We start from the raw sequence: 15,003 nt of genomic DNA, 5'->3' as shown, positions 1-15,003 counted from the left end.
AATCCCGCCCGAACGGAATTTCTTTATTTCATTCAATTACCTGATCGCGTTTTTCGCGACGGTTTCGCGCGGCGCGCGCGGCGCTTTTTCAATTTTCGAAATGACGTGTTGCCGACGCGGCGAAGGCTGCAGCGCGAGCCCGCACGGGTTTGTTGCGTGATGCGCCGGACGTGACGCCGCCTGAAAAATCCCGCACCTGCATCGTGCGTTTCCGACATCCGACAAGCCTTGCTCGCCGCGACCCGACATCCCCGACGAGTGCGCGCGATAATGACGTATCGCGCCGCTTCGTCCGGCGCTTCATGCGGGTTCTACTTTTCTTCGGGTCTTTCCATGGATTTCATCGACGTCAACGCCATCAAGAACTGGCACGCGCACGTCTACTTCGATGCCGCCAGCCGCGACGCGGCGTGGGCGTTTCGTCAGACCATCGAAGCACGCTTCGGCGCGATCATCGAACTCGGCCGCTTTCACGAACGCCCGGTCGGCCCGCATCCGGCGTGGTCGTACCAGATCGCGTTCGGCGCCGCGCAGTTCGACGACATCGTGCCGTGGCTCGTGCTGAACCACGGCGCGCTGGATATCTTCCTGCACCCGAATACCGGCGACGACCTGCGCGACCATCGCGATTCGGCCGCGTGGATCGGCAAGTCGTATGCGCTGAATCTCGACGCACTGGCGGGATAGGCATCCACATTTCGGTTTGCGGTGAAACGTCCGCCGGCGCGGCGTCGATACAGTGGGTCCCGTCACCGACCTTTCGAGGAACCCGCAATGATCCCTTCCGATGCCGATGCCCGGCGCATTCACGACGACTGGCACGCCGCCGTCGTCGCCCGCGATCTCGATGCGCTGATGGCGCTGTATGCGGACGACGCGGTGCTCGAAACACCGTTGATCGTCGTCACGCTGCCCGCGCAGGGTTCAGGCGTGCTGCACGGCAAGGCCGCGATCGGCGAGTTCTTCTCGGCAGGCCTGCGCAATCCGCACAACCGGCTCGGACGCTGGTACCGAACCGGCCTGTTCTTCTCGAACGGGCGGCAGCTCACGTGGGAATATCCACGCGCGACGCCGGACGGCGACCAGGTCGATCTCGTCGAGGTGATGGATCTGCGCGACGGGCTGATCGCGCATCACCGCGTGTACTGGGGATGGGTCGGGTTTCAGGCGTTGACGGCGGCGGTGGCGGCGCGCGAACGTGGGTGAGGGTCGCAGCCCCCCCCGCTCACGCGACATACATCGCGACACTGACGAACTGGCACAGGCTCCCCGCCAGCACGAACAGATGCCAGATGCCGTGGCCGTGGCGAATCCGCTCGTCGTTGATGAAGAAGTAGATGCCGACGCTGTAGATCACGCCGCCGGCCACGAGCCACGCGGTGCCGACCGGCGGCAGCGCGTGGATCAGCGGACGGATCGCGACGAGCGCGAGCCAGCCCATCAGCACGTACAGCACCATCGACAGGATTCGCGTGCGCCGCCCGAGCGTGAGTTCCTGCGCGATGCCGAACACGGCCAGCCCCCAACTCACGCCGAACAGCGACCAGCCCCACGGGCCGCGCAGCGTCACCAGCGTAAACGGCGTATAGCTGCCGGCAATCAGCAGATAGATCGCCGAGTGGTCGCATTTCTGCAGAATCGCCTTCAGGCGCGGATTGCGCACGCTGTGATAGAGCGTCGAGATCGCGTAGAGCACGCACAGCATCGCGCCGTACACGCTGAAGCTGACCACCTTGTAGGGGTCGCCTTCGAGCGCGCCCATCGTCACGAGCGCCGCCAGTCCCGCCACCGACAGCACCGCGCCGACAAGATGCGTAATGCTGTTGAAACGCTCACCGACATGCACGACCTGATCCTCCTGCGCAACTCATCGGCGCAAATCAAATGGGTTCCATGATACCGGCGGCCGGGAAACGACGGCTCGAGGATCCGCAAACGTCACGTCGCCGCGGCCGTCGCCGGACAAAGAAAAAGCGCCGTGACGCAAGTCACGACGCTTTCGTGTTCGCCACCGGACCGGCGACCGGTTCAGTTCAGCAGCACTTCCCCGCGCCCGATCCGTACCGCGCATTCTGACGTTCGCGGAAGAATGCCTCGTACGTCATCGGCTCGCGGTCCGGATGCGTGGCGCGCATGTGCGCGACATAGGTATCGTAGTCGGGCAGGCCGACCATCAGCCGCAACGCCTGCCCGAGGTAACGCCCCGCACTGCGCAGGTCGCTGCCAAGATCGCTGAACATCGCGGCCTCCCCTTAACGTCCGCTGCCGAGCTGCGCGGCCGGCATCGCCTCGTACGGCGTCTCGCGCACGGTCGGCTTCGACTCGCGGCGCGCGCGCAGCACGGCCAGCAGCCCGTACACCGCGATGCTCACCACGACGAGGATGAACAGCCCGGCGAGCGCGGCGTCGATATAGTCGTTGAAGATGATCCGCTTCATCTGCGCGATCGACTTCGCCGGCGCGAGCACCTTGCCTTCGTCCACCGCGGCCTGCAGCTTCGCCGCGTGCGCGAGGAAGCTGACCTTCGGGTTCGCATCGAAGATCTTCTGCCAGCCGGCCGTCAGCGTGCAGATCAGCAGCCACACGGTCGGCACGATCGTCACCCACGCATAGCGCTCGCGCTTCATCTTGAACAGCACGACGGTGCCAAGCACCAGCGCGATCGCGGCAAGCATCTGGTTCGAGATGCCGAACAGCGGCCACAGCGTGTTGATGCCGCCGAGCGGATCGACCACGCCCTGATACAGGAAGTAGCCCCACGCGGCCACGCACAGACCGGTCGCGACCAGGTTCGCGGGCAGCGATTCGGTGCGCTTGAGCGCCGGGTGGAACGTGCCGAGCAGATCCTGCAGCATGAAGCGGCCCGCGCGCGTGCCGGCGTCGACGGCCGTCAGGATGAACAGCGCCTCGAACAGGATCGCGAAGTGATACCAGAACGCCATCATCGCTTCGCCGCCGATCACCTGGTGCAGGATGTGCGCCATGCCGACGGCCAGCGTCGGTGCGCCGCCCGCACGCGCGATGATGGTCGTCTCGCCGACCGCCTTCGCCGTCTGCGTCAGCATGTCGGGCGTCAGCACGAAGCCCCATTGCGTGACGGTGTTCGCGACCGCTTCCGGCGTCGAGCCGAGCACGGCGGCCGGCGCGTTCATCGCGAAGTAGATGCCCGGCTCGATCACGCACGCGGCGACCAGCGCCATGATCGCGACGAACGATTCCATCAGCATCGCGCCGTAGCCGATGAAGCGCGCGTTGGTTTCGTTGTCGATCAGCTTCGGCGTCGTGCCCGACGAGATCAGCGCGTGGAAGCCCGATACCGCGCCGCATGCGATCGTGATGAACAGGAACGGGAACAGGTTGCCCGACCATACCGGGCCCGTGCCGTCGACGAACTTCGTCAGCGCGGGCATCTTCAGTTCCGGCGCGACGACCAGGATGCCGATCGCCAGGCCGACGATCGTGCCGATCTTCAGGAACGTCGACAGGTAGTCGCGCGGCGCGAGCAGCAGCCACACCGGCAGCACCGATGCGACGAAGCCGTAGCCGATCAGGATCCAGGTGAGCTGCGTGCCGCTGAACGTGAACCAGGCGGCGAGCGTCGGCGAATCGTGCACGTTCTGGCCGAACGCGATCGACGCCATCAGCAGCACGAAGCCGATGATCGACACCTCGCCGATGCGGCCCGGACGGATGTAGCGCGTGTAGACGCCCATGAACAGCGCGATCGGAATCGTCGCGGCGACGGTGAACGTGCCCCACGGCGAATTGGTCAGCGCCTTCACGACGATCAGCGCGAGCACCGCGAGGATGATCACCATGATCAGGAACGCGCCGAACAGCGCGATCACGCCGGGCACCGTGCCGAGTTCCATCTTGACGAGATCGCCGAGCGAGCGTCCGTCGCGACGCGTCGAGATGAACAGCACGATGAAGTCCTGCACCGCGCCCGCAAACACGACGCCGGCCAGGATCCACAGCATGCCGGGCGTGTAGCCCATCTGCGCGGCGAGCACGGGCCCGACGAGCGGGCCGGCGCCGGCGATCGCGGCGAAGTGATGGCCGAACAGCACGTACTTGTTGGTCGGCACGTAGTCGAGGCCGTCGTTGTACTTGACGGCCGGCGTCATCCGCAGCCCGTCGAGCTGCATGACCTTGCTGGCGATGAAGCGGCTGTAGAAGCGATATGCGATCAGATACACGCAGACTGCGGCGATCACGATCCACAACGCGCTGACGCGCTCGCCGTGCGCGAGCGCGATCGTTCCGAACGCGAATGCGCCAAGCAGCGCGACCGCGATCCAGATCAGGGTGCTGGATGCCCGATTCATGGCGTCTCCTAGTCTCCTATTTGGTTTTCGACTGCGCCCGGCTGCCGGGTGGGCGGCCGCGCGCGCGTGACGTCAATGCGTCGCGCCCCGGTCCTGTCGAGGGCCGGGGCGGTGGGTCGTAGTATTCCGCGCGGCGCGGGGGCTTACAAGCGGATAACTACGTATGCGGGGGTACGTAGAATTACGTAGATTCGGGCGGGGTTGGCGCGTTGACCGTCGGTTTGCGCAAACCGGCTCGCTTTTTCCTCAAGCGAATCGGCCGCTCAACTTCTGCTCGAGAACAAATCGGCCACCACGGACCGCAGCCAGCGATTGCCCGCTTCGTGATGGTACTTGGCGTGCCAATGCTGCCGCACCGCGAATTGGTCGACCCGGAAGGGGCAGGAATAGACCACGATGTCGTTGACCTTCGCCAGCGTTTCCCCGATGTTCCGTGGCAACGTGGCGATCAGATCGGTCGACTTGATGATCGACCCGAGCCCGAGCATGCCCGGAAGCTCGAGGACGACATTGCGCTCTATGTTCTCGCGCAGCAGCGCCTGCTCCAGCAGTTGCGCGCCCGTGCCGGCAGCGATGATCACGTGCCCCTCGCTGCGATACTGTTTCGTGCTCAGTCGCGTGCGTACGCGCGGATGATCCGGGCTGGCGAGACACACCCAATCCTGCATATAGAGCTGTTGCTGATACATCCCGCTGCCGAGCCACGGCACATGACCGATCGCCAGATCGGCTTCGCCCGATTCGAGCGCGCGTTCCGTATTTCCGTCTATTCGCGCGGCCTCCAGCCGGATCCCCGGCGCGTGTGCGCGCACGTACGCCAGCATTCTCGGAAGCAGCGTGATGTGACTCGCATCGGTCATGCAGATCCGGAAGCGGCGCTTCGCGGTACCCGGATCGAATGAAATTTCCCACGCCGAGAACCGGCGAAGCGACTCCAGTATCTCCCTGCACGGTCCGATCAGCGCGTCGGCCTGGGGCGTCGGCGTCATCCCCGTCGGCGTGCGGACGAACAGCGGATCCTGCAGATGTTCGCGCAGCCGGCCGAGCCAGATGCTGACCGTTGGCTGGCTCTGTCCAAGCTGCTCGGCAGCGCGCGTGACGCTGCGCAGGTCGTACAGCAGGTCGAAGAGCTGCAGCAGCTTGAGATCGGGTAGCTCGGAGGTGTTCATGGCGATATTGTCGAACGCAATGCCCTCATTGTATTCATTGCATTGCCTGCCGAGGGGCTACCCCGTATCTTCAATTTGGGCTCGACAGCCCGCCTCCCGGCGAGGGCGGCCACGTTCGAGTCGCCGGAGATGCAGCCGACGATGCTGCTCCAGTCAATTCAAGATCAGGAGACGTTCATGGACAACGGAATGCCGCGGCAAGGCGGCGGGACCGACGGGCTCAGGGATGAAAGAGCCCGCAAACAGGCACGGAAAGCGCGGGCAAGCGGCTGGATCGGCTCCGCGCTCGAGTACTACGACTTCTTCATCTACGCACAGGCTGCGGCGCTGATCTTTCCTCAGATCTTTTTTCCCAAAGGCGACCCGAAGATAGCGATCGTGGCCTCGCTGGCCACGTACGGCGTGGGTTACGTGGCGCGGCCCATCGGCGCATTCGTTCTCGGACACTGGGGCGACACGCACGGCCGCAAGACCGTCCTCCTGATCTGCATGTTCCTGATGGGCTTCTCGACGATGGCCGTCGGCGTGCTGCCCACGTATCAATCGGTCGGCATGCTCGCGCCCGCGCTGCTCGTCATCCTGCGCCTGGTGCAGGGTTTCGCCGTCGCAGGCGAAATCTCCGGCGCCAGCTCGATGATCATGGAACAGGCACCGTTCGGCCGACGCGGCTACTTCGCGAGTTTCACCTTGCAGGGCGTGCAGGCCGGCCAGATTCTGGCAGCCGCCGTCTTCCTGCCGCTGGCCTACTACATGCCGGAAGACGCGTTCGCCGCATGGGGCTGGCGCATTCCGTTCCTGTTGAGCGCAGTCGTCCTGATCGCGGGCTTCATCATTCGCCGCGAAGTCGACGAAACCGCCGCATTCGCCAGGGAAGACGCGAGCGGTCAGGTCGCGCGTGCGCCGATCCTCGAAGCGTTCAAGTACAGCTGGCCCGACATGCTGCGCGTCTTTTTCATGGCGTTCATGAACGTGATCCCGGTCGTCACCACCATCTTCGGCGCCGCGTATGCAGTGCAACCCTCGTACGGCATCAACTTCCATGCGAGCGTGTACCTGTGGATTCCGGTGGTCGGCAACATCGTCGCGGTGCTCGTCATTCCGTATGTCGGGAATCTCTCGGATCGCATCGGGCGGCGGCCGCTGATGATCTTCGGCGCACTCTCGTCCGGCCTCCTTTCGTATGCGTATCTCTATGCGATCAGCGTGCACAACCTGCCCGTCGCCTTCGTGATGTCGATCCTGATGTGGGGTGTGGTGTACCAGGGCTATAACGCGGTGTTCCCCGGCTTCTATCCGGAACTGTTCCCGACGCGCTTTCGCGTCTCGGCGATGGCGATCGCGCAGAACATCGGCACCACCGTTACCGCGCTGCTTCCCGCGCTCTTCGCGGCGGTCGCGCCGCCGGGATCGCACAACGTGCCCTTGATGATCGGCTCGATCACGCTGGGCGCCACGATCGTCTCCGCGCTCGCCGCATGGAGTGCGCGGGAGACCTATCGCGTGCATCTCGACGACCTCGGACGGAAAGACGCTGCGCCAATCCCGAAAGAGCAATATCACCGGCTCCGCGAAGAAGTCTTGAGCGGGACGAGACTCGCGAAAGCGTCGATGCAAACGCATTGATTCCCTTGGACGACGGGCGCATCCGTCGATGTGCCCGTCCCGTCCATTCGATCCGGCCGCGTCGATGCGGCAGCGCCGCGCCTGCACCCCGCCCGAAACGTCAGGCGGCGGCCGATACCGCCGCCCGGAGCCCGAGCAAATAGCTGTCGAGACCGAACCCGCAGATCTGCCCCTTCACGATCTCGGCGAACACGGAATGATGGCGGAAGGTCTCGCGCGCATGGATGTTGGACATATGAATCTCGACGATCGGCACCGTCAGGATCGCGAGTGCGTCCCGGATCCCGTAGCTGTAATGCGTCCAGGCACCGGCATTGATGAGTACGCCATCGACCTTGTCGAGGAACGCCTGATGAATGCGCAGGCACATGTCGCCTTCGCTGTTCGTCTGGAAGCTCTCGACGGCGACGCCAAGCTCCGCGGCCAGCGCCTGGAGCCGGGCGTCGATGTCGGCGAGCGTGGCCGTTCCGTATTGAACCGGATCGCGCTTGCCGAACATGTTGTGGTTGATGCCGTGCAGCATGAGAAAAGTTTTCATCATTGACCTTATCGAGTTTCAGCGTGACGTCGTTTCGACGACCGTGCCCGTTTGTGCGGCCTTCACGATCGCCTCGATGATGCGGAGATTCTGCAAGCCGTCGCGCGCGGTGACGATCGGCGTGGCTTCGCCGCGCACGACTCGCCCGAAGTGTTCCATCTGACGCCTGAGCGGATCGTCGCGCGTCATCGCGACCACGCTGACATCGAACGGCTTCCACCAGGATCGATCCTCGTCCCTGCCGTAGGTCTTGAGACGCATCGTCGGAATCGACAACGATCCGAAGGTGCCGGCGATCACGTAGCAATCCTCGTCGGAATACGACGGGTACGCGCGGTTCTCCTGCGAAGTCTGTTCCCAGCTGCGCGCGCTGGCGGCCGTATCCGACAACAGGAACGTGCCGAGTGCGCCGCCCGCGAAACGCAGGTTGATGGCGACGGTATCCTCGACGGCAAGGCCGCGCGTCGCACGCGACGAAAACGCCTGCACCGCCACGATGTCGCCGCACAGCATCCGCAGATTGTGAATCTCGTGAATCATGTTGAGCAGGATCGGGCCGCCGCCCGGCTGCTTGCGCCATGGCGCGTCCGCGAAATAGCGATCGGGCTTGAAAAACAGCGCACTGCCCATCACGGCGACCAGCGAACCGAGCCGCCCCTCGTCGATGATTTCCTTCGCGCGCGTCATGATCGGACTATGCGCGCGATGATGACCGATCAATACGCTCGCGCGATAGCGCTCGACATCGGCAACGAGCGCTTCCGCCTGTTCCACCGTGGTGGCGATGGGCTTCTCGAGCAGCATCGGCACGCCGGCCTGCATGCTCAGGCGTGCGTGCTCCACGTGAAGCGTGTTGGGTGTCGCAAGGACCACGCCGTCGGGACGATCCTTCTCGAACAGTTCGTCGAGCGATCGGTAATGCGGCACGCCCGCTTGCGCTGCAACGTCTGCCGCCGCATCGGACGGGTCGATCACGGCCGCAAGCGCGCATGTCGCACTTTCGCGTATCACGCGTATATGTTCGAGCCCGATGTAACCCGCCCCCGCTACCGCGATGCCCGTTTTCTCCATTTCACTCTCCATGGTCTTCGGGGCCTGCGTAATACCGGCTTCGACGCGCCGGGCGTGCCCGTCACATACGGCAGGATGAACACCATCGCGAATGGTGCGATCGCGTGCGGCGCTTCCGCGGCTCGTCAGTCGAGCGGGACAGTCAGCTGATCGATGACGGCCTGCGTGCGCGGACGAACCCCGCGCCACCAGGCGAACGCCTCGGCCGCCTGTTCGACCAGCATGCCGACGCCGTCGGCGATGCGTTGCACGCCCGCCCGACGCGCGAGCTGCAGGAACGGCGTGAGACCCTTTCCGTACGCCAGCTCATAGGCCGCGCCGGTCGCGTCGAAGACGCCCGGCGGAACGGGCGGCAATTGCCCGATCAAGCTCGCCGACGTCGCGTTGACGACGAGGTCGAACTGCCCCATCGACCCGAGCTCCGCATAACCGCATGCAGTCAGCGTGACGCCTGCCGCGACCTGCTCGACCAGCGCCTGCGCTTTGTCCACGCTGCGGTTGGCGATCACGAGTCGCGCCGGCCGCGCCGCGAGGAACGGCAGCAGCGCGCCGCGCACGGCGCCGCCCGCGCCGAGCACCAGCACGCGCTTGCCCGCCATGGGCTGGTGCAGGTTGACCTCGATGTCGCGCACGAGGCCGACGCCATCGAAGTTCTCCGCCACGATGCGGCCGTTCTCGAACCGCATCGCGTTGACGGCGCCCGCGAGCGTCGCTCTTTCGCTACGCTCGTCGGCCATCGCGAACGCCTGCAGCTTGAACGGCGCGGTGACGTTCATCCCCTTGCCGCCCGCCGCGATGAAGGCCCTCACTGTATCGCCAAAAGCACCGGCCGGTTCCAGCGGCCCCTCGATGGCGGCATAGGTGATGTCCTGCCCGGTTTCCCTTGCAAAAAGGCCGTGGATCAGCGGCGATTTCGTATGGCCGATCGGATTGCCGATTACCGCGTATCGATCGCTCATTGCGCCCCCGGCTTCGAGAAGAGCACCCCGTCGGTTTGCATCGCGTCGATCTCCGCTGCACTGAAACCCAGCGACTGCGCAACTTCCGCGTTGTGCTGGCCGAGATCGGGACCGACGTCGCGGATGGACGTGTCGCAATCGGAGAAGCGGAACGGCAGGTTCGGCAGCCGCAGTTTTCCAAGGCGCGGATGCGTCTGCTCGATCACCATGCCGCGCGCGACGATCTGCGGATCGGCGACGACCTCGTCGATGCGCTGAACCTTCGCACTCGGCACGTCGACGCCGTCGAGCAGCGCCAGCACATCCGCGACGGAGCGCGCGGCCACCCACGGCTTCACGACCGAGAGAATCGCCTCGCGGTTCGCATTGCGCCCGTTCAAGTCATGAAACCGCGTATCGGCGCTGAAGCCGGCCGGACCGCCGTGCTGTTCGACGACCGTTGCGAACCGCTTCCATGCATCATCGACCTGCGCAGCGATGACGAGATCGCCGTCGGCCGCGCGAAATACGCCGTACAGGGTCGAGGTCGGCATGTCATGCCCGGTTTGCTCGGGCACCACGCCTTGCATCGTGTAGCACTGGACCGCGTACTCGTGCATCGAGAAGAGCGTGTCGTACAGCGCCATGTCGATATGCTGACCGCGCCCGCTCTTCACGCGGCCGAGCAGTGCGGCGTTGATCGCCGCGACGGCGTGAATGCCCGTGTACATGTCGCCGAGCGAAATCCGCATGAGCGGCGGCGGCTCGCCCGGATTGCCGATCATTTGCATGATGCCGCTCCTGGCTTCCGCGATGAGACCGAAGCCCGCGCGATGCGCGTCGGGCCCCGTGTGTCCATACGCCGAAATCGAGCAGTAGACGAGGCCGGGATTGCGCTCCGACAACGCTGCATAGCCGAGGCCGAGCCGGTCGAGCGCGCCGGGCCGGTAGTTCTCGATGAACACGTCCGCCGAATCGCACAGGCGCTGCATGAACGTCTTGCCGCGCGGATCCTTCATGTTGACGCTGACACCCCGCTTGCCCATGTTGAGCTGCAGGAAATAGGCGCTTTGCTGGTCGTCGAGAATCGTGGCGTGCTGGCGGCCGGCATCGCCGCTGCCGGGGCGCTCGACCTTGATCACTTCAGCGCCGAGTGCGGCGAGGCACCGTCCGACATACGGGCCGGCAAGAAAGTGGCTGTAATCGACGACGCGGATACCTTCGAGGGGACGGGCCTGCATCAGTTCGCTCCCGGACGGCGCGGGATCATCAGACGATGCTCGCCGCGTTGAACGACTTCACCGTTCTGATTGATCAACTCGGACGGCAACACGACGATGCCCCAGTCCGGACGGCTCTTGCTCGGCCGCATCGAGCCCACCCGGAACTTCACATGCAGCACGTCGTTGACCTTGATCGGCAACAGGAAGTCCCAGGTCCATCCGAGCGACATGCCCGGCAGGAAACGATAGTCGCTTCGCGTCTTGAGGCCGTCGGCGATGGACAAGCCGAACAGGCCGTGTGCGACGATGCAGCCGAAGTGGCTCGCGTTCGCGTATGCCTCGTCGACATGAACCGGCGTGTGGTCGCCGGTGAGGTCGGCATACGCGAGGATGCGTTCTTTCGTGACGGTGTAGGTCGGGCTGACGCACTCGTCGCCTTCCCGCGCATCGTCCCAGTATTTTTCGGTGATGGTGCTCGTGCTCATGCTCACGCCTCGGCGCGCGGGTTGATCGCCAGCGCCTGCGCCACGCAGGTGACGGGCCTGGCCTGAATCAGTTCGACGACGAGCCCGTCGGGCAGACGCAGCCAGTTACGGCCCTGCGGCATGTCGGTGACACCGAACGCCTGCGCGGCGGCGATCGCCGCTTCGAGGTCTTCGCACATCACGCCGAGATGCGCGAGCCGGCCTTCGGTTCCGTCATGCCCCGGCGCGCTGATGAACTGCAGGCCGCCCAGCGTCCAGTACTGACGCGGTTCCTCGCGCGTGCCGTCGACTTCTCGCATCGTCATGCCGAGCACGCTTTCGAAGAAGCGGATATGCCAGTGGATGTCCTTCACCCAGATGGCCACGTGTTCGAGATAGGCTTTGGTTGCGCTCATACCGGCGCTCCTTCCTTCTGGCGATCCGTGATCGCGCGCTCGATCCCCTTGATGCATGCGACGAGCGTCGAGTTCACCGGCGTCGGCACGCCAAGCCGTTCGCCCCACTGCACGACTGCGCCGTTGATGAAGTCGATTTCGGTCATCGACGACTTCTCCAGGCTTTGCAGCATCGAGGTCTTGAATGCGGGTGAAAGCCCCTCGGCGGCCATATTCCAGGCTTCTTCGGCGTGCTCGATCGAAAGCGCGATGCCGGCGGCTTTCGCGACTGTCATTGCCTCGTCGACGGCCGCCAGCGAGGCGGCCTTCAGGACGGGCTCGTCGTAGAGCTGGCCGTAGGTGAGGCGCGTGATGCCCGTGATCGCGCCCGTTGCGACGTTGATGAGCAGCTTGTCCCACATCGTGCCGACGATGTTGTCGCTGACCGTGGTGGTCAGACCGGCGCTGTCGAACGCCTCCGCGATCGCCTGCGCGCGGCGCGTGATGCAACCGTCGAGTTCGCCGATGATCGTGAGCTTGCCCGTCACGCCGGACTGAATATGGCCCGGCGCACGCAGCACGCCGCCGACGTAGGTCTTGCCGGCAAGCACGCGCTCGCGTCCGACGATCCCGCTCAGCACGTCTTCGTGGCCGAGGCCGTTCTGCAACGACAGCACGACCGTCTCGGGGCCGACGAGCTCGCGCGCGCCGCGCATCGCCGAATCCGTGTGAAAGGACTTGACCAGCACGACAACGAGGTCGACCGGGCCGACTTCGGCGGGATTCATCGTCGCGCGAACCGCGACGCGGCGCGTGCCGCGCTCGTCGTCGACCTGGAGGCCGCTGCGCGACATGGCCTCGACGTGGGCGGCAAAGCGGTCCACGAGCCATGTCTCGTGGCCGCCTTCCGTCAGCGCGGAACCGATGGCGCAACCCAGCGCGCCAGCGCCCAGAAATGCGATCTTCATGTGTGTCTCCTTGTATGGAGACGAAGATACGGTTCCTCCCTGCATGCTGGCAATGCAATGGGTTTAATGACGCCATTGCGTTTGGCAATATTGGCGGGGATGTCGAGGCTTTCTGGTGGGGGGAGGGTTCGGGAAACAGGGGCGGTTCAGGTGGACGCCGGCAAGAGGGCGGCGTCGACGTATTTTTCGTCCAACCAACTCATGTAGTCCGGCCGGAAAGTATGCCGGCGTGGGCGCGAAGTTGCGCGATGACTGACGCAACGGACGACGGCGAACCTTGCCGATACGCGTGCCGGACCTTATCCGGCGGCTATTTGTGGCTGGGTCGGGACGCGGGCCGAGGCGCGTCAAAACGGGGCGGGATGATCAACAGCGTGTTCGATCCCGCGTCCGTTCCGTCCTGGGAATATAAATGCGTAAGGGCGCCGCCAGCGACACATCGATGTGCGCTACCCGACCTGCCGCCACGATTCGCCCTCCCGACCATGGGCCAGCAGCCTGCCCGCGATCTCGGCCACGCGAGCCACGTGTGCGACGGCTGCGTCGCGTGCCGCCAACCCGTTGCCGGCTGCAATGCCCGCGAGAATCTCCCGCATCTCCCCGACAGCCTGGTGTCCGCGATCATCGGAAGCGATCGTTAGCGCACGCAGCCGGTTGATGCGCGCGATCAAGGTCTGCACGATCTCCCATGCGACGTGCTTCTTCCCGGCGATGAACATGCGCTCATAGAACGCCGAGGTAAGCTGCTTCACCGCCTGATGATCCTGCGTGTCGAACGCCTGCCGGATCCGGTCGATGCACGCCGAAAGATCCGCGACGAGCGACGCGTCCGCATGCTGCGCGCAGGCCATCGCGGCCTCGCCTTCGAGCAGCGCGCGTATCTCGTAGATTTCGGCGGCCGTATCGAAGTCAAGGACCGCGACGATCGGCCCCTGGTTCGGTATCGAGTCGACAAGGCCCTCCGTTTCCAGATGGCGCAAGACCTCGCGCACGACAGTACGGCTCACGCCGAGGATCTCGCACAGCGAGCGCTCGATCAGCCGCTCGCCCGGCTGAAAATGCGCGTCCAGAATCGCGCTGCGCATCTTCTCGAGCGCGAGTTCCCGCAGCGTGGCGGTGGGCCGCTCGACTTTCAGTGACGGCAGTGCATGACTCATGGCTGCCGCCATCAGGCTTGCGCGAACAGGCGCACGTCGCGCGCATCCCAGTCGACGAGCGCCTGCGCACCGATCGCGATGCCGTCGTCGTGCCGACGGGCGGCCGGCATGCGGATCGAGATTTCCTGCTGCCACGGCGTCGCGACCGCGTAGTGCATCGCATCGCCGAGATAGGTGACATCGCGCACCGTGACGGGCAGGCCCGCGCCGGCGTTCGAAACGCTTGCGCCGCCCGCGTGTTGCAGCGAACTGATCCGCATCTGTTCCGGACGAATCATCAGCGCGCCTTCGTCGCCGGCGGCAAGCGTCGGATGGAACATGTCAGACGCCATTTCGAGGCCGTTCGGCAACACGCCGCCCATGCGGCCGTCGCTCGTCTTCGTCACCTTGACCGGCAGGAAATTCGAGTTGCCGATAAAGCTCGCGACGAAGCGCGATGCCGGGTTCGCATACAGTTCCTCGCCGGTGCCGACTTGCTCGATACGGCCATGGTTGAATACGGCGATGCGGTCCGACAGACGCAGCGCCTCCTCCTGGTCGTGCGTGACGTAAAGAATCGTCACGCCGGTTTCCTGGTGAATGCGGCGCAGTTCGAGCTGGATTTCCTCGCGCAGCTTCTTGTCGAGCGCGGACAGCGGCTCGTCCATCAGCAGCACGGGCGGATCGTAGGCAAGCGCACGCGCGATCGCGACGCGCTGCTGCTGGCCGCCGGAGAGTTGCGCAGGCATCCGGTCACGGCATTCGGACAGATGCACGAGCTTCAGCATCTGCTCCACTTTGGCGCGGACTTCCGCGTCGGGCCGGCGCCGCACGCGCAGCGGGAACGCGACGTTCTCGCCCACGGTGAGGTGGGGAAACAGCGTATAACGCTGAAACACCATCCCGATGTTGCGCTGGTTCGGCGCAATCGAGAGCAGCGACTTGCCGTCGAGCAGCACGCGTCCGTCAGTCGGCGCCTGAAAGCCCGCGACGATATAAAGCGTGGTGCTCTTGCCCGAACCCGATGGTCCGAGGAAAGTCATGAATTCGCCCTTGCGCACGTCGAGCGACACCTGATCGATCGCGACGACGTCATCGTAGGTCTTGCGCAGGCGCTGAATTTGCAGGAAAGCAGTCATGGCGTGTTACC

Annotated in this window: 16 protein-coding genes; 3 read left to right on the top strand and 13 right to left on the bottom strand. The window is 64.8% G+C overall.

The features are described 5' to 3' along the window. Positions 1–333: 333 nt before the first annotated feature. On the top strand, positions 334–687 hold the full coding sequence (locus WS57_RS00695) for a DOPA 4,5-dioxygenase family protein (protein WP_009689045.1): 354 nt from the start codon (positions 334–336) through the stop codon (positions 685–687). Positions 688–774: 87 nt separating this feature from the next. Continuing rightward, the gene (locus tag WS57_RS00690; protein ID WP_009689044.1) at positions 775–1,206 is read left to right on the top strand and encodes a nuclear transport factor 2 family protein; all 432 of its coding nucleotides are present in this window, start codon (positions 775–777) and stop codon (positions 1,204–1,206) included. Positions 1,207–1,225: 19 nt separating this feature from the next. Here WS57_RS00690 and trhA read toward each other — a convergent pair whose 3' ends face one another. From trhA to WS57_RS00670, 4 genes are all read right to left on the bottom strand, one after another. Beyond that, entirely contained in the window at positions 1,226–1,846 is a 621-nt protein-coding gene (gene trhA / locus WS57_RS00685; RefSeq protein WP_009689043.1) for a PAQR family membrane homeostasis protein TrhA, read from the bottom strand. A 187-nt stretch (positions 1,847–2,033) separates the two neighbouring features. Next, complete coding sequence (locus WS57_RS00680) at positions 2,034–2,240, bottom strand: YbdD/YjiX family protein (protein ID WP_009689042.1); 207 nt, start codon at positions 2,238–2,240, stop codon at positions 2,034–2,036. A gap of 12 nt (positions 2,241–2,252) precedes the next feature. Beyond that, the gene (locus WS57_RS00675; protein WP_009689041.1) at positions 2,253–4,328 is read right to left on the bottom strand and encodes a carbon starvation CstA family protein; all 2,076 of its coding nucleotides are present in this window, start codon (positions 4,326–4,328) and stop codon (positions 2,253–2,255) included. Positions 4,329–4,591: 263 nt separating this feature from the next. Next, positions 4,592–5,497, bottom strand: a complete 906-nt coding sequence (locus WS57_RS00670; RefSeq protein ID WP_059516963.1) for a LysR family transcriptional regulator — start codon at positions 5,495–5,497, stop codon at positions 4,592–4,594. A 189-nt stretch (positions 5,498–5,686) separates the two neighbouring features. Here WS57_RS00670 and WS57_RS00665 point away from each other — a divergent pair, with 189 nt between their 5' ends. After that, complete coding sequence (locus WS57_RS00665) at positions 5,687–7,120, top strand: MFS transporter (RefSeq protein WP_059516991.1); 1,434 nt, start codon at positions 5,687–5,689, stop codon at positions 7,118–7,120. A 100-nt stretch (positions 7,121–7,220) separates the two neighbouring features. Here the strand turns inward: WS57_RS00665 and aroQ are convergent, their stop codons facing one another. The 9 genes from aroQ to WS57_RS00620 form a co-directional block, all read right to left on the bottom strand. Further along, positions 7,221–7,658 (bottom strand): type II 3-dehydroquinate dehydratase, encoded by a 438-nt coding sequence (gene aroQ / locus WS57_RS00660; RefSeq protein ID WP_009689038.1) that lies wholly within the window; start codon positions 7,656–7,658, stop codon positions 7,221–7,223. An 18-nt stretch (positions 7,659–7,676) separates the two neighbouring features. Continuing rightward, complete coding sequence (locus WS57_RS00655) at positions 7,677–8,729, bottom strand: Gfo/Idh/MocA family protein (protein WP_059604912.1); 1,053 nt, start codon at positions 8,727–8,729, stop codon at positions 7,677–7,679. A gap of 125 nt (positions 8,730–8,854) precedes the next feature. Beyond that, positions 8,855–9,688: a shikimate dehydrogenase gene (aroE, locus tag WS57_RS00650; protein WP_059516967.1), complete on the bottom strand. Its 834-nt coding sequence runs from the start codon at positions 9,686–9,688 to the stop codon at positions 8,855–8,857. Beyond that, on the bottom strand, positions 9,685–10,908 hold the full coding sequence (locus tag WS57_RS00645; RefSeq protein ID WP_059604909.1) for a CaiB/BaiF CoA transferase family protein: 1,224 nt from the start codon (positions 10,906–10,908) through the stop codon (positions 9,685–9,687). Before WS57_RS00645 ends, aroE begins: the two co-directional genes overlap by 4 nt. Continuing rightward, entirely contained in the window at positions 10,908–11,375 is a 468-nt protein-coding gene (locus tag WS57_RS00640; protein WP_059604906.1) for a MaoC family dehydratase, read from the bottom strand. Before WS57_RS00640 ends, WS57_RS00645 begins: the two co-directional genes overlap by 1 nt. Positions 11,376–11,377: 2 nt before the next feature. After that, entirely contained in the window at positions 11,378–11,770 is a 393-nt protein-coding gene (locus WS57_RS00635) for a VOC family protein (RefSeq protein ID WP_059516973.1), read from the bottom strand. After that, a complete protein-coding gene (locus WS57_RS00630; protein WP_069243613.1) occupies positions 11,767–12,717 on the bottom strand; it encodes a ketopantoate reductase family protein in 951 nt (316 codons plus the stop codon). The genes WS57_RS00635 and WS57_RS00630 overlap by 4 nt, the downstream gene beginning before the upstream one ends. A gap of 449 nt (positions 12,718–13,166) precedes the next feature. Continuing rightward, on the bottom strand, positions 13,167–13,874 hold the full coding sequence (locus tag WS57_RS00625; protein WP_009689031.1) for a GntR family transcriptional regulator: 708 nt from the start codon (positions 13,872–13,874) through the stop codon (positions 13,167–13,169). Positions 13,875–13,885: 11 nt separating this feature from the next. Then, a complete protein-coding gene (locus WS57_RS00620) occupies positions 13,886–14,992 on the bottom strand; it encodes an ABC transporter ATP-binding protein (protein WP_009689030.1) in 1,107 nt (368 codons plus the stop codon). Between the last annotated feature and the right edge of the window lie 11 nt (positions 14,993–15,003).

It is taken from the genome of Burkholderia pseudomultivorans (assembly GCF_001718415.1).
Classification (GTDB): Bacteria; Pseudomonadota; Gammaproteobacteria; order Burkholderiales; family Burkholderiaceae; genus Burkholderia; species Burkholderia pseudomultivorans_A.
Note: the sequence above shows the minus strand (reverse complement) of the source record. Positions and strands in the feature narration are given on the sequence as shown.

What these genes read in the sequence shown, in the direction of transcription:
- WS57_RS00665 (WP_059516991.1), top strand. Translation starts at nt 5,687, where the DNA reads ATGCCGCGGCAAGGCGGCGGGACCGACGGGCTCAGGGATGAAAGAGCC.
- WS57_RS00680 (WP_009689042.1), bottom strand. Translation starts at nt 2,240, where the DNA reads ATGTTCAGCGATCTTGGCAGCGACCTGCGCAGTGCGGGGCGTTACCTC.
- WS57_RS00635 (WP_059516973.1), bottom strand. Translation starts at nt 11,770, where the DNA reads ATGAGCGCAACCAAAGCCTATCTCGAACACGTGGCCATCTGGGTGAAG.
- WS57_RS00695 (WP_009689045.1), top strand. Translation starts at nt 334, where the DNA reads ATGGATTTCATCGACGTCAACGCCATCAAGAACTGGCACGCGCACGTC.
- WS57_RS00675 (WP_009689041.1), bottom strand. Translation starts at nt 4,328, where the DNA reads ATGAATCGGGCATCCAGCACCCTGATCTGGATCGCGGTCGCGCTGCTT.
- WS57_RS00670 (WP_059516963.1), bottom strand. Translation starts at nt 5,497, where the DNA reads ATGAACACCTCCGAGCTACCCGATCTCAAGCTGCTGCAGCTCTTCGAC.
- WS57_RS00625 (WP_009689031.1), bottom strand. Translation starts at nt 13,874, where the DNA reads ATGAGTCATGCACTGCCGTCACTGAAAGTCGAGCGGCCCACCGCCACG.
- WS57_RS00640 (WP_059604906.1), bottom strand. Translation starts at nt 11,375, where the DNA reads ATGAGCACGAGCACCATCACCGAAAAATACTGGGACGATGCGCGGGAA.
- aroE (WP_059516967.1), bottom strand. Translation starts at nt 9,688, where the DNA reads ATGAGCGATCGATACGCGGTAATCGGCAATCCGATCGGCCATACGAAA.
- aroQ (WP_009689038.1), bottom strand. Translation starts at nt 7,658, where the DNA reads ATGAAAACTTTTCTCATGCTGCACGGCATCAACCACAACATGTTCGGC.
- WS57_RS00630 (WP_069243613.1), bottom strand. Translation starts at nt 12,717, where the DNA reads ATGAAGATCGCATTTCTGGGCGCTGGCGCGCTGGGTTGCGCCATCGGT.
- WS57_RS00645 (WP_059604909.1), bottom strand. Translation starts at nt 10,908, where the DNA reads ATGCAGGCCCGTCCCCTCGAAGGTATCCGCGTCGTCGATTACAGCCAC.
- WS57_RS00655 (WP_059604912.1), bottom strand. Translation starts at nt 8,729, where the DNA reads ATGGAGAAAACGGGCATCGCGGTAGCGGGGGCGGGTTACATCGGGCTC.
- WS57_RS00620 (WP_009689030.1), bottom strand. Translation starts at nt 14,992, where the DNA reads ATGACTGCTTTCCTGCAAATTCAGCGCCTGCGCAAGACCTACGATGAC.
- WS57_RS00690 (WP_009689044.1), top strand. Translation starts at nt 775, where the DNA reads ATGATCCCTTCCGATGCCGATGCCCGGCGCATTCACGACGACTGGCAC.